Here is a 22,236-nt window from a genome sequence, read left to right on the forward strand (position 1 = left end):
CCTACGCGACCTGAATGCGCGCCGCCGGACCGGCGCCGTATATGGCCGAGATTTGCGCGATCTCGACCGCATACCCACCTGTCAAACCATCGGCGGACTTCATGGCTGCGGTATAGGCCCAGCGCGGTTCGCCCACGATCTCTTCGCGGACTAAGGCACCGTTGGCCCGGACACGGATGAGGTAGGACTCGCTTTCCTCGCCTAGCGGCACATCCAGACCCGCCCAGTCATCCCCTTCGATCCGCGTGCGCCTGATCCAACTGAACGTATACTCATTCGACGCGGCCTGCACAGACACATGCACCGGCGCATACGGGCGTAGGCCGTTCCCGTCGAAAGCCTCGACCAGATACTCGTAGGATGGGTCGTCATACCCGCGCGAGGCCGGACCGATCCGAAAATGCCGGGCCACACGCCGTTCGCTCGGTAACAGGCTGGTTTGCGCAACGCGTTCATCCAGCAGGACAAAAGTTGACCTTTCGGGCCAAATGTCTGGCATCAGGGCGTCCGTTCCCAACTGGCCGCGCAGACGACCGGACAGAACGTAGATGCCCGGTTCTTGCAGGGCGGAGTCAGAGAACTGGAACACCTCCCAATTGCCCGGTGTTCCGTCGCCGATGGCCGCCAGATTGGCCCCGTTCAGCAAGGATGTGCGCGGACGGGATTCCAGAATGCCGTCAATCAGCTTAACCCGCAGAGGCGCGCCCTCATCCCAGATCCCGGCTGAGGCGCGATGCAGCGGCGTTTCCGTAAAGCCCATCACCGCCTGGTCCGAAATGACATCGCGCAGCGCATAGTCCTCATCCCTGGCCGAGGCATGAACGGCGACGCTACCGGGCCAAGGATCGGTCGAAACAGCGAGATACGGCGCGTGCGGAGCCTCTGTCCCCGTCAACAGCGGCACGTCCATGAACACCGCCACGACGGGGACAGGCGCGACGAAGGGCCGGATCGCGACCGGATCGTCCTGCAACCCGTTGGCCGTGTAGACGCCACGCTCGATTCGCACCGCCTCGGCCAATTGCAGATCCGCTTTTTCCAACCGGTCGATACGATAGAGCGCACTGCCCTCCTGTTCAGACAGGCGGATCACGTCTCCAGCCCCCAGATGCAACATAGACGGGGGCAAGGCAAACCGGTCGGTATCGCGAGACACGCGTGCCTCGCTGAGCCAGCGCTCGGCGGTCTGGCGACCCTCGGCACGGGTCATGGACAGGGGCATCTCATTGACCGCAACCGCATGGGCCTGCGCGTCGGGCAGCACGGCCTCTTCCGCGATCAGATCGTGATCGGCATCCGATTGAACAAAGCGCAGGCGGACACGTCCGGTCATCTGTGCCTTCATCCTTGAACACACCCGAGCCAGAGATCGAGGCCGATTTGACCCCCGCCCCCGAAAGCAGCTCGCGCCATCCGCCTTGACTTTCCAGGCTGGTGACATCGACGCTTTCTGCGTTGAAACTGATCCGCGTGGCGCGCAGGCCGGCGATGGTTTCGAACAGGCCCGTGCCGTTCATATCTACTTTGACCAACAGGTCTTTTCCGTTCTGGGCAGCCATATGCTCTCTCCGTTGATTGCTTAGTCGTCTTCCACGCGGGCGCGGAATCTCAGGTCGATCTAGCGGATCGCGCCGCCAGTTCCCGTGCGTCGGGCGCTGGCCCGTTCGAACCACAGCCCCACCAGATGACCCCGGTCCAAACTGAGCGCCGCACCTTCCAGTGCGTCACAAACCGCGCCGGCCAGCGTCTTGGCAGCGCCAAAGCCTGCCGCCTCGGACACCACCGAGACCGTGAAGCGATGCACAGCACCTGCGTTTGCGCGGTCCGAGGCCTCTCGCACCTCTTCCGGGCCCAAAGTCACGTAGGTTTGCGGCATGGTCCCCGCAGGTACCGCGTCATAGATCGCCCCGCCCGACAACGTGCTGACCTGCGCATCGCCTGACAGCTGTTGAAACACCGCCGCCTGCAATGCGGCTGAAACGCCATAACTCATGCGGCCACCTCTTCATCTGCAAAACAGGTCAGGTACTGACCGCGCGGATCCCGCTCGGCGACTGCGCGGATCACGAACCGGCGGGCACCTTCGCGGAACCGCTGGTCTGGAGCGGGCCGCATGCTCGACCCTTCAGGCGCGCCCCGCACAACGATCCGGTAGCCAACGCGCGAGACCGAAGCCCCACCGACCGCTCGCTCCGCCCCGCTACGCGCCGTCACCTCGGCCCAGAGCGAGCCCAAAGCGGCCCAGGTTTCGGTATAGCCCCCAGCACCGTCAGCGGTGCGAACCGGTGCTTCAAGCTCCAGCTTGCGGTTCAATCGAGGCGCGTTCATTGCATCACCCCAGCGCCGAAGCGCACCGTGCGATACCGTTGGATCAGGCTGGTCACACCGAAGGGCATGCACCCTGCACCTAAGGCTGTTTCGTCGCGATATTCGTAGTAATGCGCCGCCAACAGCAGCACCGCCTGTCCCAGATCGGCAGGCAATCCACCCCAATCTGCGGCCATACCCGCCGTGAAGGCGATCTTTACCGATCCGCCGGTCTGGATTCTCGGCAAACAAGATTCCACCGCCCGCACCCGAGGGCGCTGCGCATCCCTCTCCAACCGGTACGTCGCGCTGTCCGCCACGGTTTCAGCGCCCAGCGCATCTGTCAGTGTCACAGCGCCAACGGAAACCACCGGGGCCACCGGCAGAGTTTCGCTTTCCGGATCGCGCCAGCCGTTCAGCGACCACGAAAACCCCCGCGCGATCAGCACCTTGCCGGTGCGCGCCTCAATCGCTGCAATCGCCGCGCGCAGAAAACCCTTCAGCACCTCGTCCTGCACATCATCCTCGGCAAAGCCCGTGCCCAGCCGCAGATGCGCCTTGAACTGATCCACCGGCAGCGCCGCATCCGCGATGGCGGTTTCTTCGATCAACATCATCCATTCACTCCGCAATCTCGGACCCCTCCGGGGCCGTATCCTTGAAAATGACGGGCACGCGCCGCCCCACGTTGCTCGGACGGAGGGGAGCAGCTAGACAACGCGGGGGATCTCACCCCGGCCCGCGCCCGCCGCCCGAAGGGCCCTAAGGCCCCCCGGATTCAGCCCGCTTTAGGCGGTGCCGAATTTCACCAGCTTGATCGCAGCAAAGTCGCTTACGTCGCCGCCAACGCGCTTGGTCGCGTAGAACAGAACATGCGGCTTGGCGCTGAACGGATCGCGCAACACGCGTAGATCGGGACGCTCGGCAATGGTGTAGCCTGCCTGGAAATCGCCAAAGGCAATCGAGAAGCTGTCGGTCGCCGCATCCGGCATATCCTCGGCGATCAGCACCGGATAGCCCATCAGACGCGCAGGCTCACCGGCGGCCAGACCATCGGACCACAGGAAGCGGCCATCGCTGTCCTTCAGTTTGCGGATCAGACCAGCGGTCTTCGAGTTCATCACGAAAGTACCGTTGACCCGGTACTGCGCACCCAGCGCATAAACCACATCGACAATCGCATCCGCATCGACGCCACCATCAATGCCGGTGGGCACATAGCCCAGACGACCCCAAGCCCAGCTGTCATCCGCCATGGTGCCATGGGTCAGAATACCCTTCGGCTTGTCGACACCATCGCCATTGATGAACGCCGCGGCCTCGGCGCGGGCGAACTTGTCGGCAATACGACCAGCCAGCCAGCTCTCGACATCGAACGCGCTGTCATCCAGCAAACGCTGCGAGGCTTTGGGCAACGCGCTCAGCTCGTGCAGCGGGATCGAGATGCGGTCAATCGCCGGGGTTCCGGTTTCCGCAGCGGCCGAATTCTCATCCGCCCAGCCCGCGCCCACATCGGTGTGGTCGATCAGCACATCGAACGAATTCGCTTCAACATTCACCACCGAGGCAATCGACCGGATCGACGCGGTCGAATTCAGGACCGATTTGATCGTCTCTGCGGTCTGCGGATCAACCAGATAGCCGCCATCACTGTTCACCGCCGTCGACAGAGATTTCGATTCCATCTCAAGCCCGCGCAGCCCGTCATCCTCGCCCGAACGCACATAGGCATCAAACGCCTTCTGATGCGGGGCTCCGTCTTCGATCGATGCCGCAAGGTGCGGACGCGCCGCGATGGTTGATTTACGATCCAGCATGGTCAGTCGCTCTTCTGTCTGTTGCAGTTTGGTTTTAACTTCGGCCTTGAGGCCCTTGAATTCATTCACGAAGCCAGCCATCGCCTGCTTCACCTCCTGAACCAGGGGCGCACCCGCTCCGGTCAAGGCCGGGCTCTCGGTCTTGCTCATCAGCATGTCCTTTTTTGGGTGGGTATTGAGGCGCGCTAGGTTCGCGCCAGCTCCTGCCGGGCGTCGTTGAACACCTCGGCAATACTGCGCCAGGTGTTTTCAGCGTCAGGCTCAACACCTTTCGCCGCCACCCGCGCACTGGGCAGCATCGGGAACGTCACCAACGACACCTCCCACAGCTCCAGTTCCGTCAGGACCCGCTGGCCCTTGTCATTCTTCACGGCCCGTTTGGTGCGATAGCCGATCGACAGGCCATCCATCGCGCCCGCCCGGATCAGCTCCGCCGCTTCCCGGCCCTTCTGTGTGCTCTCCAGCAGACGCCCTTTGACCCACAGGCCGGTGTCGTCCTCGCGCACCTCGTCCCAGACTCCGACGGGCTGCGCCGGATCATGCTGCCACAGCATCTTGACCCGCTGGCCAGCGGCCTTGAGCCCCTCAAGCGAGCCGCGATACGCCCCGCGCTGCACCACATCGCTGCCCTGATCGACCTGCCCAAACAGGCTAGCGTAACCTTCGATCACCGCATCCTCGGTCACCGACAACCCGTCTCCGAACCGTGCGAATTTATGTTCTAAATCCATGAACTTCTCCATGTAACTTACTGAACTCATGGCGTTACCACCATGATGGACTGAAACGCTTGCGCGAGGATCACCGCCGCCACGCCATAGACCGTCAGCCACAACCGCTTCTCCAGCCGCTCCATCATCTCTTCGATCTGATCCAGACGCCTGCACAAGTGCGCATGCTGGATCTCGGCCACCCGCTCATGTGCGGCCAGACGCAAACCCGGCGCGCAGTCGAACGGAGGATACCCGTCACCCATCGCCACGCTCCGGCAGCCCCAGCAACGCGCGTTTCTCGGCATCCGTCAGGAACTCAGCCCCGCTCACCCGCGCCCATTGCGCATCGCGTTCCGCAGACAGCGCGGGTACCTGATCCAGATCGGGTTTCAGCACCAGATCCTCACCGGTAAAGCCCGCCAGCCATTCCGACACCGCCGCCGCCACCCGCGTCACCAGGGGCAGCACGGTCAGGCGATAGAACGCCCGGTTGGCCTCCTGATAGTTCGAATAGGTCGCGTCGCCCTGGATCCCCAGCAGCATCGGCGGGACTCCAAAGGCCAGCGCGATCTCGCGGGCGGCGGCTTCCTTGGTCTTTTGAAACTCCATATCGGACGGAGAGAACCCCATCGGCTTCCAATCCAGTCCCCCTTCCAGAACCATCGGCCGGCCGGCATTGCGCGCCCCGCGATAGTTCAGCTCGATCTCGTCCGACAGACGACGGAACTGATCCTCGGCCATCACCCCATGGCCATCGCCTTTCCACACCAGCGCCCCCGAAGGCCGCGCCGCATTATCCAGCAGCGATTTCGACCAGCGAGACGCGCTGTTATGCACATCAATCGCCATCGCCGCCGCCTGCATCGGCGAAAACCCATAGTGATCATCCTGCGGGTGGAACGACTTGATATGGCAGATATTTTCCGCCGCAAACCGGTGCTTCTTGCCGCCCACCGCGTAATCATACGCCTTGGGCCAGCCATCGGCCCCCGGCACCACGCTCATCCGGTCCGAGCGCAAGACATGCAGCTCAACCGGCAGGCTTTCATCCGCCTGAACCGCCTCGACATATGCATTGCCCGACAACAGCAACTGCCCAAACAAGGCTTCCATCAACTCCGCCCGCCCCTGCGCCGCATTCGGACGGCGCATCAGCGACAGAATCGGATGGGTATCAAACCGCTGCGCCTGATCCTGCAAAACCAACGGCAAAGCCGCCGCCGCCTCGGCAATCAACTTGACCGAGCGAAACCCCACCGGGTTCCCCGAAAACCCTGTCCGCGTCAGCGACACTGCGTCCCGAGGGCTCCACGCCACGCGCCCACCCGTCTGCAAAGCCACGACGGGGCCTGCTGCGCTCGCCTTCGCCTCGGGTGCCTCGCCAGCCGATCCACGACGCAAGAAATCGAATACCATCAGTGCTCCTTTCTGCCGCTGCTCTGCCCGGCTTGTTGAAAGGAGTTATGTCGGAAAGACGTTTAAACCTCGGGAATGGCGCGCGCGGAGAGTGAGCAACACAAGCACCCAAGATCATCTGTGGTCTGAGTAGTAGACAGAATTGGTGATGAGCCTGATACTCTATTGAGGCAACCTTTGTTATTTTTGGATGACCATTTCAAATTTGCGCAGGTTTATGGATCGGGAAGGAACGCAAAATGTTCAACGAGGCAGTGAAACGTGGTGGCGTTGCGGTTGTTACCGGGGCAGCAAGTGGGGTCGGGCGCGCTGCGGCACTACGGTTTGCGCACGCGGGTTTGGGCGTCGTTCTGGCAGATCTACCCGGAGCACAACTTGACGCAACAGTTCAAGAAGCACGCCAATTGGCGTCCGCTGACGCACCTATTGAAGGCATACCGACTGATGTGACATCAAATGAAGAGGTAAACAGACTTGCCGATCGCGCATTTGAGATAGGTCCAATTGCTGCTTTGATGAACAACGCGGGGACAAGCCTGCCGACAACCGCTTGGTCCGAAATGGAAAACTGGCAGCGGCTTTTGCAGGTGAATTTTTTTGGCGTTCTGCGAGGCGTGCAGGTCTTTATGCCTCGCATGGTCGAAGCGAACCGCCCTGCTTTAGTCATAAATACCGGCTCGAAACAGGGTATTACAACACCGCCGGGCAACCCCGGCTATAATGTCACCAAGGCCGCAGTCAAAGTGCTCAGCGAACAATTGGCTCATGAGTTGCGAGAAGCCGGAGCGCCAATTTCTGTTCACTTGTTTGTGCCAGGTTTTACATACACTGGTATGATTGCGTCTTTCCTCCCGGAAAAACCGCCCGCGGCGTGGACTAGCGAACAAACGGTTGATTACTTGTTCAATCGAATGGCCAATGGTGATTTTTATATCCTTTGCCCGGACAACGATGTCGACGAGACACGCGACCGACGTCGAGCACAATGGGCTATTCAAGACATTACCGAAAACCGCCCCCCACTCTCTCGCTGGCACCCCGATTACGCAGAAGCATTTGCTAAATTCGAGAAAACTGGTGAGCAATAAATAAAGGCACCACGCCCGAAGCCGCCGATACGCCCCCGCGGGCCCCACCATCAACTCGTGCAGGGCCCTGTCCGGCGCGTCGACGTGGTCGGGCGAACCTTGCCTGAGTCCGACATGGCCAACTTTAAGAATTGGCCGCTCGTTGAACTTTGAACCAAATTCCTTTTCAGTCGCAGCCAAAGTCTTTTGAATTCATGCCAGAGATGTTGTTTGCGTCTCATATGCCCCCCACGTGCGCTTCGAATGCATGAGGGCACACGATGAATGAAAAAGACCCTGTCCCGCCCATCTACTACGATGCGCACGATATCTGGACAAATGAACCTACCGCTGCTGACAAACACGTCTACGAGGCGTTTGCGTCAAGTGTAGTCAATCTTGTGCAGGTGCTTGATGACTACAAAACAATGATGTCACCGGATGTCTATGCAAGGCTGTTTTCTTCGCTGTTGGCGTTGTCCCGATTGCTCGGTGAATATGAGGATAGTTGGAGCCAAGGGAAGCCGATGTCCTGAACCTGAGTGCTTCCAACAAGGGATCAGTCCGCTATGCAAAATGTGATTGATGGCAAGCAAACTTCTTAGAGTTCACAAACTCCGCACCCTTGGCCGCCGATACAATCCTGCAGGCCCTACAATCAAATCATGCAGAGCCCAGACCAGCGCGTCGGCGCGGTCGGGTGAGCCTTGCCCATCGAACCCGCGCGCAGTCATCTGGCACATCTGCTCTTCCAACGCGTCCAGGCCAATCACGTGGCCCACCCGCCCCTGCTCGTACAACGCCGCCACAGGCTCGGCCCGCGCGACCTTACCGCGAGAGGCTCGCACAGCGCGGAACGGGACCAAAGGGTCCACCTGCCGCACGACCTCTTCCACCAGTTGCCCGCCCTGATTGACCTCGGCCACCAACCGCTCGGCCCCAAATTCATCCATCGCGTCAATCGCCGCCTGCGCCCAGCCCGCCGGGCCGACGCCCTGCACCGTCCGGTCGGCCAGCACATAGGCGCGCCACTCCTCCGGCGGGCCTTGTAGTTGTGCGCCCGCGACCACGATCCCACAGGCATCCGCATCCGATCCCGCCGTTACCGCCGGGTCCAGCGCTACGACCACCCGGTCCAGTTCGGGCAAATGCGCGCAACGCACCGCCTCCAACATCGAGCCCGTCCACAACGCCCCCTCGGCATCCGACAGCAGCACCCCATCCAACTCCTGCCGCCCCAGCCGTGTGCCTGCGTAGCGTGCGCGCACCTCCTCGAGAAAGGACGCAGCCAGATTGGCCCGGTTCGCCTCGGTTGGCGCGTGGGTTTGAACGGTGGAAGGAGACGCCAGCAACTCTTTCAGAACCTTCACATTGCGCGGCGTGGTCGTCACGCAAACCCGAGGCTGATCCCCCAAACGCAAAGCAAATTGCAGCATATCCCAGGTCTCACCGGCCTTCTTCAATTTGGCCAACTCATCCACCCAGGCCGCATCGAACTGAGGGCCGCGCAACCCCTCGGGATCATGCGCTGAAAACGCCTGCGCCTCGGCCCCGTTGGGCCAGATCAGCTTGCGTTCCGAGGCTTTCCACAAGGGCCGTCGATCGGACGGCGAACATTGCAAAATACCGCTATCGCCAAAAATCATCACATCACGCACCTGATCGAAGGTCTCACCCACCAAAGCCACACGAGACGCGGCGCCCTTGTCCAAAGGCTTGGGCCCTTCGACCATCGACCGCACCCATTCAGACCCCGCGCGCGTCTTGCCCGCCCCGCGCCCGCCTATAATCACCCAAGACCGCCAGTCGCCTTCGGGTGGCAATTGATGCGGTAGCGCCCAGAACTCGAAAAGGAAAGGGAGGGCACATAGCCCCCCCTCCCCGATCTCACTCAGAAATCTGTCCTGCACCGCAACAGGTGCGGAGGCGAGCCAGCCTGCACCCGACCTCAAACCGAGCCCGGTCAAGGTCGAGTGCGTATCCCCCTTGGGCAATTCCGGCTTGTCTGTGATGTTGTTCGACAAAGCTTGTCTCCACTTTCTGGCAACTGCGGATCAGCCCCTCTAGCTGGCCGAGTTGCTTGCCTGTTCCGGCAAGGTCTGCATCCTCCCCGGCTCCGATCTGCTGGCGCAGTTCTTCCGCCGCATGGCGCAGATCGCGAATGGGCCTCTCGAGCGACTGCAACAAGTCAGCCGTCTGGGAAATCCGCTCTTCCGGGGTAATCAAAATCATGTTTGCCTGTGACCTCATGCGTGAGTTTTCTCCGCACGAGAGAAACGAAAAAACGGCCACCGGGTTGCCCCGGGACCGTTGCCCACTTCTTCTAGCATGACACAACCTATACGAGACTAAGTGCGTAGTGTCAAGTTAGGCAGCAACGGACTGCAACACCTAAGCCGTTCTTCAAATTAAATTTTTCACAACCTTTTGCGAGCGCCCTCCTGCGCGAACCACCCTATCGACAGAAAAACCCCACCAATACAGCTCGCATATGCAGATTAAACACAGACTTATTTCCCGATTTCGTTTCCTGTTTTGAGAAAAAGAAGGAAGTTGATCCTCATTTGTGCTATTTTGGCCATTATGCTCATCATTTTGTGAGCATGATTCAACCTAGAACGAAGTTGTTTATTTTTTGGAGTAGTTATGTCACGCCAACCCCATGGGCTCAGCCGATATGAAACGCTGGTAAAAGAATGCGCAGATACCCCACGCCCGCCGCTGCCGGATACGTTTGGACGAATTGGGCATCGCAACCCTCTCTCAGGCATCGCCCCAGGCGGTGAGCCCTTTGATACCGCTGATGTCCTCGCCGCATTTGATGCAGCGGTCGACTCTATGAAAGATGCCAATGACCCACAGGGGCATGACGTCGCCGCCGGTATGACCTTCTTCGGTCAATTCGTCGACCACGATGTAACGCTGGACGCGACCTCGGCCATTGGGACAGTTATTGATCCAGCTACCATTCGTAATATCCGCACCCCGACACTGGACCTCGATTGCGTCTACGGCGATGGCCCCGAAGCATCGCCGCACCTCTATCACCCGGACCATCACGGCTTCCTTCTTTTTGGAAACGCTGACAATCATCTCGATCTTGCCCGAACCAAGCAAGGTACAGCCCTTATTGGCGACCCTCGTAACGACGAGAACCAGATCGTATCGCAATTGCAGGGCGCATTTATCTGCCTACACAACATCGTTATGACAGCCTTGGAGGCAGACAGTGGCATGGCGCGCAAAGCCTTGTCCGGCATTTCAGCGGCAGCCATGCATACATTCAAGAAGAGCGAGGAGCCTTTCCAGGTTGCGCGCCGAATCTGTCGGCTGCACTATCAGTATCTCGTGGCCCATGATTTGCTTCAGGCATTCGTAGACGCCCACATTCTAAAACATGTGCGCGAACATCTCGAAGGTGGGACACTTCCGAATCCTTTCAAAGATGACTCTCCGGTTATGCCGATAGAATTCTCCGGCGCTGCTTACCGCTTCGGGCACGCCACAGTGCAGTCCAAATATCAGCTCAATCATGACAATCTGGATTTCGACCTGTTCAAGCTAGGACGGCCCGAGTTCTCCTTCCGACCGTCAGACCTGAATATTCACTTTGAGAAATTGTTCGACTATCCCGGTCAAACTGCAGACGCGCGTGCGCGCCCCATTGGGCGCAAAATGGCGCAATCCATTTTCGCGCTCCCCTTCATCAGCGGCACGGCCGATATCGGCGGCGCCACAATGACCGAAGATCAGAACCGCAAACTTCCCTTGCGCAACCTGCTGCGCGACCGCCTCACGTTGGAGCTGGCCTCAGGTCAGCAAATGGCGCGCAAGATGCATGTGCCCGAACTTGCCGCTCCGCCTGAGCTGTCAGACCACGGCGTCACCAAGACACCGCTGTGGTACTACTGTCTGCAAGAGGCTGAGGGTCATGGCGGTCGACTTGGGCCGGTAGGCGGCACGATCGTGGCAACGGTGCTGCTACGGCTTCTGTATCTTGACCCGGAAAGTTTGGTCTGCTCGACCCACGACTTTAAGCCATGGAAAGAACTTGGCGCCGATGACGATGGAACGTATTCGATGGGGCATATGCTGAAATTCGTCGAAGCCAATCGCGATAGCATCGCACATGCCGAGGACCTTCGCACATAAACCTGCGCTGCCCTGATCCAATAAGCGGGATCAGGGCTTTCGCACGACCAAGGAACCATCACTCACAAGCCTTGACAATTCAGTCGCCACGCATCATGTGCCTCTGACCAGCGCTTACGCGTGAGCCTCGGCGGGCACCATATGCCCCACAGCGCCACAGATTTCTCCAGTTCCCCATCACGCAGGGTTCTTAACGCGACGACCAGATAGAGCAGGATCCGCCTGCCTGTCCCGAGGTCCCGCTTGACCCTACCGGTCGCGAATGCGGCCAATCACGACTTGCCCGTTGGCGAATGTTGCGGGCGGCAAAGGATAAATATTGTTCGACTTCGATATGCTGGGCCTTGCACCAGCGCTCAACGATGCACTGAAAAGTGCGAATTTCTCGCAGCCCACTCCGATCCAGAACCAAGCGATCCCGCTGGCTCTGAATGGGCATGACATTCTGGGGTTGGCGCAGACCGGTACCGGAAAAACGCTGGCCTTTGGCCTGCCGTTGATTGATCACCTGCTGAACCAACCCGGCAAACCTGCACCCAAAACGGCCAAGGCATTGATCCTTGCACCCACGCGCGAGCTTGTGAATCAGATTGCCGACAGCCTGCGGGTTCTGACCGGCAAGACCAAACTGCGCGTGGCAACTGTTGTTGGTGGTCAGTCCATCAACAAACAGATCGCCTTTCTGGGTCGTGGCACAGATATTCTGGTGGCCACACCGGGGCGTCTGATCGACCTGATGGAGCGGAAGGCCGTCGACCTAGGGTCGGTTCGCCACCTTGTTTTGGACGAAGCCGATCAGATGCTGGATCTGGGCTTCATTCACGCGCTGCGCAAAATCGCGCCCGCCTTGGGCACACCGCGTCAGACCATGCTATTCTCGGCCACGATGCCAAAGCAGATGGAAGAGATCAGCCGGGCTTACCTCACCAATCCGCAGCGGGTGCAAGTCTCGCCTCCAGGTAAAGCGGCGGACAAGATCACGCAATCGGTTCACTTCGTCACCAAACCCGAGAAACCTGGCAAACTGCGTGAGATCCTGTCGCAGGACACCGACGCCCTGACCCTTGTCTTCTCGCGCACCAAGCACGGGGCCGAGAAGCTGATGAAGGGGCTGGTTGCCGATGGCTACAACGCAGCCTCGATCCACGGCAACAAAAGCCAGGGACAGCGTGACCGCGCCATCAAGGCCTTCCGCGCCGGAGAGATCAACGTGCTGGTCGCAACCGATGTCGCCGCGCGCGGGATCGACATTCCCGGTGTGGCCTATGTGATCAACTACGACCTGCCCGAGGTGCCCGACAATTATGTCCACCGCATTGGCCGTACGGCCCGGGCCGGTCGCGAAGGCGAGGCGATTGCGTTCTGCTCGGCGGAAGAGGTCGATCTGCTGCGTCAAATCCAAAGACTGATGAAGATCGACATCCCGGTCGCCAGCGGCACACAGCCAGAACCTGTTGAAGCTGAACGCGGCGGGCGTCGCCAGAACAACCGGCGCTTCAAGCCGAGACCAGCAAATGGAAGCTCGAAACCCGCGCACAACAAGCGCCGACGCCCCCGTCGCAAACCCGCAGCCTGACCTAAAAAAACAGCGCCGAAAGTGGCGCTGTTTTTCGTTTTGGTTTAGTTGCCCGAGTTTCGTTCGGCCTCAATCTCGCGCCATTTCGCGACATTGCGGTTATGTTCCTGCAACGTCTCGGCAAAAGCGTGACCTCCGGTACCATCCGCAACAAAGAACACGTAGTCCGTGTTGTCGGGCGCAACTGCGGCTTCGAGGCTCGCCAGACCGGGGTTGGCGATCGGCGTCGGTGGCAGCCCGTCGATCTGATAGGTATTCCAAGGCGTTGGCCGGTTCAGCTCGCTGCGGCGCAAACCTCGGCCCAAAGTACCCTGCCCCTTGGTCACGCCGTAGATTACCGTCGGGTCGGTCTGAAGGCGCATGCCTTGACTCAGACGGTTCACGAAGACGCTAGCGACCTGGCCCCGCTCTCCGGGAACGCCCGTTTCCTTCTCGATGATCGAGGCAAGGATCAGCATTTCCTCGGGGCTTTCCAGCGGCAGACCTTCTTGGCGGTTTTCCCAGGCAGCATTGATGCGCAGTTGTTGCTTGTCCTGCATCGCTTTCAGGATGTCGTTGCGATCCTGACCAGCGGAAACGTCGTAGCTGTCTGGCGCAAGCGAGCCTTCGGCGGGAATCTCGGAAACCTCGCCGCTTAGCGCTTCAAAAGCCTTCAACGCCTCAACCACCTGCCATGACGTCACGCCCTCTGCCAGTGAAACACGATAGCGCGTGTCTGCCTCTTGGCGCTTCTCCTGATAGGCCGCCGGTGTTTCTTCCTCGGCCATGTCGAACTCGGCGATTTCGTCGAATTCCAGCGTGGCTGGGTTCAACTCGCGCACGCGGGTCTGGGCGCGGGTCACGCCAATGCGGTATTCGATCTCTGAGCCGCAGGTGCTCGCGCCGCTGCTGGTGATCTCGTAGATGATCTGCTCCATCGACGCGCCTTCACGCACCAGAAAGCTGCCTGCTTTCAACTGCTGTGCCCGGTCGGTGTAGTCGGCGGCCATACGGAAGATCGTAGCGTTGGTAATGGCGCCCTGATCCTCAAGCTCACGGCTGACCCGAGTCATGTTCGAACCGCTTTCTACCCGCAGGCAAATCGCGGTTTCCAGCGGGCCTTCTGACTGATACTGGGTCTGGCCCCAAAGGATCAGACCGCCCACCAGAAACAGGCCGACCACCAGGATGGTCAGCGCGTTCGATGCAATGGCCCGCCACATTTAACTGGCCTTTCCGAAGATCACGCTGGCATTGGTGCCACCAAACCCAAACGAGTTCGAAAGGGCCACGTTGATCTCACGCTCGCGCTTTTCGTTCGGAGCCAGATCAATCGGCGTTTCAACCGCCGGATTGTCGAGGTTGATGGTCGGAGGCGCCACCTGATCGCGGATCGCAAGGATCGAGAAGATCGCCTCAATCGCGCCTGCGGCACCCAGCAGGTGCCCGGTGGCAGACTTGGTCGAGGTCATAGTGGCATTCGATGCATGGTCACCCAGCAGACGCTCAACAGCACCCAGTTCGATTGTATCCGCCATGGTCGAGGTACCATGCGCATTGATGTAGTCCAGATCTTTCGGCTCCAGCCCAGCGCTGTGCAGGGCGGCTTTCATCGAACGCTCAGCCCCGTCGCCATCCTCGGATGGTGCGGTGATGTGATACGCGTCGCCCGACATGCCGTAGCCCAGAACCTCGGCATAGATTTTCGCGCCGCGCGCTTTGGCGTGTTCGTATTCTTCCAGAATGACGATGCCTGCGCCCTCGCCCATGACGAAACCGTCGCGGTCAACGTCGTAGGGGCGGCTGGCTTTCTTCGGATCGTCTGCATACTTGGTCGACAACGCCTTACAGGCGTTAAAACCTGCGATGCCAATCTCGCAGATGCAGCCCTCGCCGCCACCGGCCACCATGACATCGGCGTCGCCAGCGCGGATAATGCGGCTGGCGTCTCCAATCGCATGTGCACCTGTCGAACACGCAGTCACGACCGAGTGGTTCGGACCTTTGAACCCAAACCGGATCGACACCTGACCGGACGCCAGGTTGATCAGCGCGCCGGGAATGAAGAAAGGCGACACACGGCGCGGGCCTTTGTCACGGATCAAGTTAGCTGTATCCGCAATCGAGCCCAGCCCACCAATGCCCGAGCCGATCAAAACGCCAGTGCGCAGGCGATCTTCCTCACCCTCAGGGGTCCAGCCCGCATCCTTGCACGCCATTTCTGCCGCAGCGATCGAGTACAGGATGAAGTCTTCGATCTTGCGCTGTTCTTTCGGAGGCATCCAGTCATCGGGGTTGAACGTTCCGTTTGTTCCGTCCCCACGCGGCACCTCGCAGGCATAGGTCGTGGTGACCCCGCTTGCCTCGGCATCGAAATGTGTGATTGGCCCTGCGCCGGACTCTCCGTCCAGCAGACGCGACCAGGTTTCCTCGACTCCGCTGGCCAAAGGAGTGACCAACCCCAGACCGGTTACGACGACTCTGCGCATGAAGTGCCTCTTGCCTGCTTACTGTTATGCGAACCGCTCATACCCCGGCCCGGGGTGCGGGGGCAAGGGCCACGCTCCATTCCCTGTATGCATCTTGCGGTTTCAGCTTGATTTTGGGCGATCCCACGCCTGCAAATCCCGCTCGCCCTGCTGAGATAGCAGGGCGAGAGAGTTTCATTTTCGGTTCCGTTACTGGAACTGCGCCACTGGCTCATGCGCGCCAGCCGCTACGCCCAGAGCGTCGGACAGATCGACTGTTTTCCGGAACAAAGCTCGGCCGACAATCGCGCCCGCAATGTTCGGGATGTAGGACAGACGCGAGATATCGTCCGCAGTACGCACCACGCCACTGGCAATGACCGGCGTCCGCGAATGCTGCGCCAGGCCGGAGATCAGGCCCAGCTGCGCCTCAACGTCTTCCATGTCACTGTCGATATCGGTCACAACGATGGCTGCAAAAGGCGTGCCGTCAAAGGCATCAATAAACGCCTCGGGTGTGAACGCGCTTTGGCTCCGCCAGCCGTCGGTCATGACAAACCCCTGCCAGACATCGACCGCAAGAACGATCTGATCCGGGTAGAGCTTGGCCAGCTCTTTCACCAAATGGGGGTCTCGCGCCGCAAGCGTCCCGATCACAACGCGACCCGCGCCTTTGTCGATCCAGTATTCGACCTGCTCGCGGGTGCGCATACCCCCAGCCAATTGCACGGGGATCTCGGCCGACCGAATGATCTCTTCCACCAGTTCCGAGTTGGTATCACGGCCCTCTACGGCATCGAAGTCTGTCAGATGCATCCACTCGGCCCCGGCCTCTGCCCAACCCCGCGCGGTTTCGACCGGGTTCACATGCCAGATCATCGCATCCTCCAGACGCCCTTTGTCCAAGGTGACGCAGCGACCGTTCTGAAGTTCCATTGTGGGGTAGATTCTCATGAGCTTTCTCCTCCGCCCAAGCGCCCTAAAGTCTCATAGTAACATACACGCTCACTTCCGAGCCTGCTGCGACTAGGATCGGCATTGTTTGCGCTGTTTGCGGCATTGCGGCGTGTTGGCGGTATTACGCCCGCGCCGGAGGACCGTTGCGACGAAGAAGATGGACAGGGGTGCCGTTGTACTCGGCCTCACGCATCACGACATAGCCCAGCTTTTTCGCCAGCTTCTGCGACGACGCGTTGGCTGCGTTCACCATCGCCACCAATCGGCCCGGCATGATCCGATCAAACCAATCATGGGCGGCCTGAGCGGCCTCATATCCCAGACCCAGCCCCTGTGCTTCGGGGGCCAGAACCCAACCGGCTTCGGGATAAGTGTCAAAATCCTCGCCCATCGCACGGTTTCCATAGAAGAAACCGGCCTGACCGATCAGCTTGCGATTCGATTGTTGCAGTACGCCCCATTGCCCGAACCCGGCCATCTGCCAATGCCCTGCATTGCGCAGAAACGAGTCCCAGGCCTCACCGCGCGACCGCGGGGTGCCACCGATATGGCGCGCTACACACGGGTCGCGCCAGATCTCGGCGAACCGTTCAAAATCCTCAGGGCGCATCGCACAGAGTGTTAAACGCGCCGTATTTATCATCGGGGTGGATCTTATCATGTCCTGCCCACCTTGAATTGTGCCTCAGTGGAAACAGTGCGAATCGAAATCGCCTCGTGCAACCCTGAATTTAACGCAGGCACAAAAAAGCGGCGCCTCCGTTGCCCGGAAGCGCCGCTTTTCTATCAGTACGATACGCTTAGGACGCTTCGCTGATGAATTTGACGGCGTCGCCAAAGGTCTGGATGGTCTCGGCTGCGTCATCGGGAATCTCGATGCCGAACTCTTCTTCGAAGGCCATGACCAGTTCAACGGTATCCAGGCTGTCTGCGCCCAGGTCGTCGATGAACGAAGCGTTTTCCGCTACTTTGTCTTCTTCAACACCCAGGTGTTCAACAACGATCTTCTTCACGCGATCTGCGACGTCGCTCATGTCTATTCCTCATTCTTTCTTCAGGGCGATCCGCCCGGTTCTGCCCTTGCCCGCTCGGGATGGACTTGTTTTGCCCGTTCCGGGCGGTTTGGCTCCCGGCTGTCCGGGAAAGTCGAGGGCCGACCAAAACGACCGGCCCCAGCATGGATGCGCCGCCTATAGCATAGTCGACGCGCAAGGCAAACGCTTTCGCACCGCCTTGGTTGCGGTCACAACATGGCCATGCCGCCGTTCACATGCAAGGTTGTTCCGGTCACGTATCCGGCCTCGGGGCTGGACAGGTACAGAACAGCTGCGGCGATTTCCTCAGGGTCACCCATGCGACCGGCCGGAACTTTCAGCAACAAACCCTTTTTCTGCTCGTCCGTCAGCTTTTCCGTCATCGCCGTCGTGATAAAGCCAGGGGCCACCGCGTTCACGGTAATTCCGCGCGTTGCGACCTCATGCGCCAAAGCTTTCGAGAACCCGATCATCCCCGCCTTGGAGGCCGCATAGTTCGCCTGCCCAGGATTGCCAATCGCCGCAACCACGGACGAAACATTCACGATCCGGCCCCAGCGCGCCTTCATCATGCCGCGGATCACGCCTTTGCACAGCTTCATGGTCGAGGTCATGTTCACGTCAATCACGCTCTGCCATTCCTCGTCAGACATGCGCATGAACAGGTTGTCACGCGTGATACCCGCGTTGTTGACCAGGATATCGACGGAGCCCATCGCCTCGGCTGCCTGCTTAGGCAGGGCCTCGACGGCTTCGGAATCGCTCAGGTTGCACGGCAGCACGTGGGCGCGTTCGCCCAGTTCATCGGCCAGTTTCTGAAGCGGTTCAACCCGCGTGCCGGACAGACCGACCGAGGCACCCGCGCCGTGCAGAGCCCGTGCGATATCGCCTCCGATACCACCCGAAGCACCAGTGATCAGCGCGTTCTTACCTGTCAAATTAAACATTCTATTTCCCTCGTGAGGCGCCCCGAAGGCCGCGTTCTATGCTTACGATTCGGCCTGAACGGCCTTTTGAACATCCTCGGGCGTACCAACGGCCTTGCCCGCAATTGCCCGGTCAATCTTGCGGATCATACCAGACAGAGCCTTGCCCGCGCCAATTTCCCATGTCTCGGTGACACCTTGCGCTGCCATGTATTGCACACTTTCCCGCCACCGGACCGAGCCTGTGACCTGCTCGACCAGCAATTGGCGGATCAAACCTGGGTCGACGACTGCCTCGGCTCGCACATTGGCGATCAGAGGAACGGCCGGTGCCTTGATCTCAACGGCGGCCAGTGCCTCGGCCATCACATCCGCAGCAGGTTGCATCAGCGCGCAATGGAACGGAGCGCTGACGGGCAACATAACTGCGCGCTTTGCGCCCTTTTCCTTGGCAGCCTCAGCCGCGCGCTCCACAGCAGCCTTCGCGCCAGAAACCACAACCTGGGTCGGGTCGTTGTCATTGGCCGCCTGACAAACCTCACCCTGCGCGGCCTCTTCAGCCACAGCGCGCACGGCATCGAGGTCCAGCCCCAAGATCGCAGCCATCGCACCTTCGCCCACCGGCACGGCGCTTTGCATGGCTTGTCCACGGGTCCGCAACAGACGTGCGGTATCGGCCACCGACAACGCACCAGCTGCAGCAAGTGCGGAATACTCACCCAATGAATGCCCGGCCACAAAAGCGGCATCGGTGACCGAGACGCCTTCGGCCTCAAGCGAGCGCATCGCCGCCATCGAGGTCGCCATCAGCGCCGGTTGCGCGTTCTGCGTAAGGGTCAGATCGGCAATTTCGCCTTCCCAGATCAGCTGGCTCAGCTTTTCGCCAAGCGCGTCGTCCACCTCTTCAAAGATGGCCTGAGCTGCCGGGTATGCCTCGGCCAGAGCCTTGCCCATGCCGATGGTCTGGGCACCCTGCCCTGGGAAAACGAACGCGCGTGTCATTGCAACCTCTTGGATGACGTTAGGTTGCGGCGGGGTGTAAACCGTGTGAGGACGCGGCACAAGTAGGGCCTGCGCTCTGCATTCGGGCACCATATCTGTGCGCGGGTCGGGCTTGTGCCGAATCCGTCTGGCTTTAGGTTCAAGTCAGACAATCGAATCCGGAGCGTGCAAGAGATGCCCTCGACCAATACCTTTTCAAGCTATGGCAGCGTGACCAAAACCTTTCACTGGTTGACCGCTTTGCTGATCCTGACCGCCCTGCCCTTGGGCTGGTTTGCCAATGATCTGGCGCATGCCATCTACGACCCGAACATCCCGACCAGCGAATCCGATATCGCGCGGGCCGCAACGCTGTTTTCCCTGCATAAAACGATCGGGGTCACCGTGTTCTTCGTGGCGCTGGCGCGTATCCTCTGGGCGCTGACCCAAACCAAACCCGGCCTGCTGAATGCGGACAACAAGCCCGAGGCTTTCGCCGCTGAGACCGTTCACTGGATGCTCTACGCTTCGCTTGTTCTGGTGCCCTTGACCGGCTGGATACACCACGCCGCGACCGAAGGCTTTGCACCCATTTGGTGGCCCTTCGGCCAAAACCTGCCCTTCGTGCCCAAATCCCTCTATTTGTCCGAGGTGACGGCAAACCTGCATTGGCTGTTCATCTGGGTTCTTGCCGGGTCGCTGGCGCTGCACATCGCGGGTGCGCTGAAACATCACGTCGTGGACAAGGACAGCACCCTGCGACGGATGCTGCCGGGACGAGCTGACGCGCCCGAACCTCCAACGCAACACCACTCACCCGTACCTGCATTTGCAGCCTTGGCCATCTGGGGTGCCGTTCTGGTCGGCGGCTGGTCCATCGGAGTGTTCGAGGATCACGCAAAAGGCGCCGTGGACGCGGCCGAGCTTGGCGATGTGCAATCCGACTGGAACGTCGAAGAAGGCACCCTTGCGATCACAATCTCGCAGTTGGGCAGCCCCGTCACTGGCAGCTTCGGCGAGTGGACGGCCGCAATCGCGTTTGAAGAACCCGCCCAACCGGGCCCTGCGGGATCGGTGGATGTGACCATCGCCATCGCGTCGCTCAGCCTCGGGACAGTCACGGACCAAGCCATGGGCGCTGATTTCTTCGACAGCGCGCAATTCCCAACGGCCCAGTTCAAAGCTGACCTGTTCAAGACAGATACAGGCTACGAGGCCCGAGGCCCCCTGACTATCCGAGACAAATCGGTGGACGTCATACTGCCCTTCTCCCTGCTACTCGAGGACGACACGGCAAGCATGTCCGGCACATTAGAACTGAACCGCATGGCGTTCGATGTCGGCACATCCCAACCGACCGAGGAGTCTCTGGGCTTCAACGTTACGGTCTCCGTTGACCTGACGGCGAAACGTTCTGAATAAAAAAGAAACCGCCGGGGGTTTTGGTCCCCGGCGGTTGTGATCCAAAGGATCAGCGCAGATTTACTCGGCTTTCTGAGCCTCGACAGAGATCTGCACCTGAACTTCATCGCTGACAAAGGGCGCGAACTGACCCAGGTCGAACTCGCTGCGCACCAGCGTCGTCGTGGCGTCGAAGCCGGCCCAAGGCTTGTTTGCCATCGGGTGGTTGTCAGCCTTGTTCAGCTTGGCGTCCAGAACGACCGATTTGGTAACGCCGTTCATGGTCAGGTCACCGGTGATGTTTGCGGTGTTTTCGCCGGTCACTTCGATCGAGGTCGAGGTGAACGTAATCAGGTCCCCTTCGGCGGCGCCAAAGAAATCCTCGGTCATGAAGTGATCTTCACGCGGCTTCCAGCCTGTGAACATCTCCAGAACCGGCATAGAGACCGAAACGCTCGACGCGGCGGGGTCTTCCTGATCGAACATGATCTCGCCTTCAAAGCCCGAGAACATGCCGTAAGTGGTCGAGAAACCAAGGTGATCGTAGCTGAAAAGCACCTGGCTATGGCTAGAGTCCAGAACGTATTTTTCGGCGCTGGCGAAAGCAGTGGTTGCCGTAAGGGCAAGCGCGGCAGCAAGGAGGGTGGATTTCATGACTGTCTCCGGGTTTGTGGACTATACGCAAACATAGTGCGTTTGCTCGGAAACAAAAATGTGCTGCCCAAGGGCAGCACACAAGTCTTTTTGATTCACAATTTCTGTGCTTGGTTGAACAGAATAAATCTCAGGCGAAAATTGTTACACTTTGGCTGAGTTGCCCTTTCAGCGCTCGGCTGACATCCGCCGATTGCAGTGGCAGTTTCATCAGCAGGCTGCCGTCAACATCGAACAACTGCACCTCGTCATCCTCGAACTTTGCACCACCCAGGCTGTCATAGCTGCGACGAAGAACGGTCTGAGGGCGTCCGTTTTCATTCTTCTGCAGCACGCGCACCTCGCGGCGGATCGGATCAAAATAGGCATCCGGGCGGCTGTCCATCACTTCGATCGTCAACAGGCTTACGCCAACGATCAAAAACACCATCGAGGCCACCATTTTGATCGGCCAAACCTCGGCTCCCAACATCGAACCGGGCATCAGCCACATCGAAAAGGCGGAAACGATCAGGAAGGCTCCGACGGCGCGCGCCAGAACCAGCCGTGCTTGCCAGTTCGCTTTGAACGTGATCATGACCGGAACGGAATGCTCAAAGCTCGTACCCGTAGTTTTATTGTCGAGCGTATTTGTCTGAATCGCGGTCATAACATCCATACCCTTATTAAGGTTACCGTCGTAAGTCTGTGCAATCCGGTTATTTCCGGGTTGCTTATCAACTTCGGGGCGAAAAGCGTCAGGAATTGGGCGCAGCAGTGGAAATTGGGCGACTTCACAGAGGCATATG

General features: G+C 59.7%; 24 protein-coding genes and 1 pseudogene. 5 read left to right on the forward strand and 20 right to left on the reverse strand.

Annotated features, from left to right (window positions below; genetic code table 11):
• Position 1 precedes the first annotated feature (1 nt).
• From ACR0JF_RS02905 to ACR0JF_RS02945, 9 genes and pseudogenes are all read right to left on the reverse strand, one after another.
• Positions 2–1,441 carry a phage tail protein gene (locus tag ACR0JF_RS02905; protein ID WP_170660155.1) on the reverse strand — a complete coding sequence of 480 codons (1,440 nt, stop codon included), beginning with the start codon at positions 1,439–1,441 and terminating at the stop codon, positions 2–4.
• Positions 1,326–1,559: pseudogene (locus ACR0JF_RS02910) on the reverse strand (phage major tail protein, TP901-1 family); the annotation flags it as partial. The pseudogene ACR0JF_RS02910 and the gene ACR0JF_RS02905, both read right to left, overlap by 116 nt.
• 59 nt (positions 1,560–1,618) lie before the next feature.
• Positions 1,619–1,993 carry a DUF3168 domain-containing protein gene (locus ACR0JF_RS02915; RefSeq protein WP_170660156.1) on the reverse strand — a complete coding sequence of 125 codons (375 nt, stop codon included), beginning with the start codon at positions 1,991–1,993 and terminating at the stop codon, positions 1,619–1,621.
• Positions 1,990–2,328: a phage head closure protein gene (locus tag ACR0JF_RS02920; protein WP_170458826.1), complete on the reverse strand. Its 339-nt coding sequence runs from the start codon at positions 2,326–2,328 to the stop codon at positions 1,990–1,992. The genes ACR0JF_RS02915 and ACR0JF_RS02920 overlap by 4 nt, the downstream gene beginning before the upstream one ends.
• Complete coding sequence (locus ACR0JF_RS02925; protein WP_170660157.1) at positions 2,325–2,924, reverse strand: head-tail connector protein; 600 nt, start codon at positions 2,922–2,924, stop codon at positions 2,325–2,327. Before ACR0JF_RS02925 ends, ACR0JF_RS02920 begins: the two co-directional genes overlap by 4 nt.
• A 171-nt stretch (positions 2,925–3,095) precedes the next feature.
• A complete protein-coding gene (locus tag ACR0JF_RS02930) occupies positions 3,096–4,274 on the reverse strand; it encodes a phage major capsid protein (RefSeq protein WP_170660158.1) in 1,179 nt (392 codons plus the stop codon).
• Between the two features lie 35 nt (positions 4,275–4,309).
• A complete protein-coding gene (locus ACR0JF_RS02935) occupies positions 4,310–4,855 on the reverse strand; it encodes an HK97 family phage prohead protease (protein ID WP_480668883.1) in 546 nt (181 codons plus the stop codon).
• Between the two features lie 26 nt (positions 4,856–4,881).
• Complete coding sequence (locus tag ACR0JF_RS02940; RefSeq protein WP_170660159.1) at positions 4,882–5,100, reverse strand: GTA head formation protein, RCAP_rcc01685 family; 219 nt, start codon at positions 5,098–5,100, stop codon at positions 4,882–4,884.
• Positions 5,093–6,253 carry a phage portal protein gene (locus ACR0JF_RS02945; protein WP_170660160.1) on the reverse strand — a complete coding sequence of 387 codons (1,161 nt, stop codon included), beginning with the start codon at positions 6,251–6,253 and terminating at the stop codon, positions 5,093–5,095. Before ACR0JF_RS02945 ends, ACR0JF_RS02940 begins: the two co-directional genes overlap by 8 nt.
• 239 nt (positions 6,254–6,492) lie before the next feature.
• Here ACR0JF_RS02945 and ACR0JF_RS02950 point away from each other — a divergent pair, with 239 nt between their 5' ends.
• Positions 6,493–7,341, forward strand: a complete 849-nt coding sequence (locus ACR0JF_RS02950; protein ID WP_170660161.1) for an SDR family NAD(P)-dependent oxidoreductase — start codon at positions 6,493–6,495, stop codon at positions 7,339–7,341.
• A gap of 260 nt (positions 7,342–7,601) precedes the next feature.
• Positions 7,602–7,856, forward strand: a complete 255-nt coding sequence (locus tag ACR0JF_RS02955; protein ID WP_170553092.1) for a hypothetical protein — start codon at positions 7,602–7,604, stop codon at positions 7,854–7,856.
• Between the two features lie 72 nt (positions 7,857–7,928).
• On the opposite strand, the gene ACR0JF_RS02960 is transcribed toward ACR0JF_RS02955, so the two are convergent.
• Positions 7,929–9,230: a DNA-packaging protein gene (locus ACR0JF_RS02960; protein ID WP_480668884.1), complete on the reverse strand. Its 1,302-nt coding sequence runs from the start codon at positions 9,228–9,230 to the stop codon at positions 7,929–7,931.
• Positions 9,208–9,552: a hypothetical protein gene (locus ACR0JF_RS02965; RefSeq protein ID WP_170660162.1), complete on the reverse strand. Its 345-nt coding sequence runs from the start codon at positions 9,550–9,552 to the stop codon at positions 9,208–9,210. The genes ACR0JF_RS02960 and ACR0JF_RS02965 overlap by 23 nt, the downstream gene beginning before the upstream one ends.
• A 414-nt stretch (positions 9,553–9,966) precedes the next feature.
• On the opposite strand from ACR0JF_RS02965, the gene ACR0JF_RS02970 reads away from it, so the two are divergent.
• Positions 9,967–11,472 (forward strand): peroxidase family protein, encoded by a 1,506-nt coding sequence (locus ACR0JF_RS02970; protein WP_170660163.1) that lies wholly within the window; start codon positions 9,967–9,969, stop codon positions 11,470–11,472.
• A gap of 319 nt (positions 11,473–11,791) precedes the next feature.
• The gene (locus tag ACR0JF_RS02975) at positions 11,792–13,048 is read left to right on the forward strand and encodes a DEAD/DEAH box helicase (protein WP_170660164.1); all 1,257 of its coding nucleotides are present in this window, start codon (positions 11,792–11,794) and stop codon (positions 13,046–13,048) included.
• A gap of 44 nt (positions 13,049–13,092) precedes the next feature.
• Here the strand turns inward: ACR0JF_RS02975 and mltG are convergent, their stop codons facing one another.
• The 7 genes from mltG to fabD all read right to left on the reverse strand — a co-directional run bounded on the left by mltG (position 13,093) and on the right by fabD (position 19,414).
• Entirely contained in the window at positions 13,093–14,250 is a 1,158-nt protein-coding gene (gene mltG, locus ACR0JF_RS02980) for an endolytic transglycosylase MltG (protein WP_170660165.1), read from the reverse strand.
• The gene (gene fabF, locus ACR0JF_RS02985) at positions 14,251–15,516 is read right to left on the reverse strand and encodes a beta-ketoacyl-ACP synthase II (protein ID WP_170660166.1); all 1,266 of its coding nucleotides are present in this window, start codon (positions 15,514–15,516) and stop codon (positions 14,251–14,253) included.
• Between the two features lie 189 nt (positions 15,517–15,705).
• A complete protein-coding gene (locus ACR0JF_RS02990) occupies positions 15,706–16,449 on the reverse strand; it encodes a 1-(5-phosphoribosyl)-5-[(5-phosphoribosylamino)methylideneamino]imidazole-4-carboxamide isomerase (RefSeq protein ID WP_170374035.1) in 744 nt (247 codons plus the stop codon).
• Positions 16,450–16,573: 124 nt separating this feature from the next.
• A complete protein-coding gene (locus tag ACR0JF_RS02995) occupies positions 16,574–17,113 on the reverse strand; it encodes a GNAT family N-acetyltransferase (RefSeq protein ID WP_170660167.1) in 540 nt (179 codons plus the stop codon).
• A 139-nt stretch (positions 17,114–17,252) separates the two neighbouring features.
• The gene (locus tag ACR0JF_RS03000) at positions 17,253–17,486 is read right to left on the reverse strand and encodes an acyl carrier protein (RefSeq protein WP_008756330.1); all 234 of its coding nucleotides are present in this window, start codon (positions 17,484–17,486) and stop codon (positions 17,253–17,255) included.
• A 209-nt stretch (positions 17,487–17,695) separates the two neighbouring features.
• Positions 17,696–18,433: a 3-oxoacyl-[acyl-carrier-protein] reductase gene (gene fabG / locus ACR0JF_RS03005; RefSeq protein ID WP_170482831.1), complete on the reverse strand. Its 738-nt coding sequence runs from the start codon at positions 18,431–18,433 to the stop codon at positions 17,696–17,698.
• Positions 18,434–18,475: 42 nt separating this feature from the next.
• Positions 18,476–19,414, reverse strand: coding sequence for an ACP S-malonyltransferase (gene fabD / locus ACR0JF_RS03010; RefSeq protein WP_170660168.1), 939 nt, complete (start codon positions 19,412–19,414; stop codon positions 18,476–18,478).
• Positions 19,415–19,588: 174 nt separating this feature from the next.
• Here fabD and ACR0JF_RS03015 point away from each other — a divergent pair, with 174 nt between their 5' ends.
• The gene (locus ACR0JF_RS03015) at positions 19,589–20,815 is read left to right on the forward strand and encodes a cytochrome b/b6 domain-containing protein (RefSeq protein WP_170660169.1); all 1,227 of its coding nucleotides are present in this window, start codon (positions 19,589–19,591) and stop codon (positions 20,813–20,815) included.
• Between the two features lie 60 nt (positions 20,816–20,875).
• On the opposite strand, the gene ACR0JF_RS03020 is transcribed toward ACR0JF_RS03015, so the two are convergent.
• Both ACR0JF_RS03020 and ACR0JF_RS03025 read right to left on the reverse strand, forming a co-directional pair.
• Entirely contained in the window at positions 20,876–21,448 is a 573-nt protein-coding gene (locus tag ACR0JF_RS03020) for a YceI family protein (protein ID WP_170374040.1), read from the reverse strand.
• A 130-nt stretch (positions 21,449–21,578) separates the two neighbouring features.
• Complete coding sequence (locus ACR0JF_RS03025) at positions 21,579–22,097, reverse strand: hypothetical protein (protein WP_170374041.1); 519 nt, start codon at positions 22,095–22,097, stop codon at positions 21,579–21,581.
• Between the last annotated feature and the right edge of the window lie 139 nt (positions 22,098–22,236).

Source organism: Ruegeria sp. BG11, from assembly GCF_056538565.1.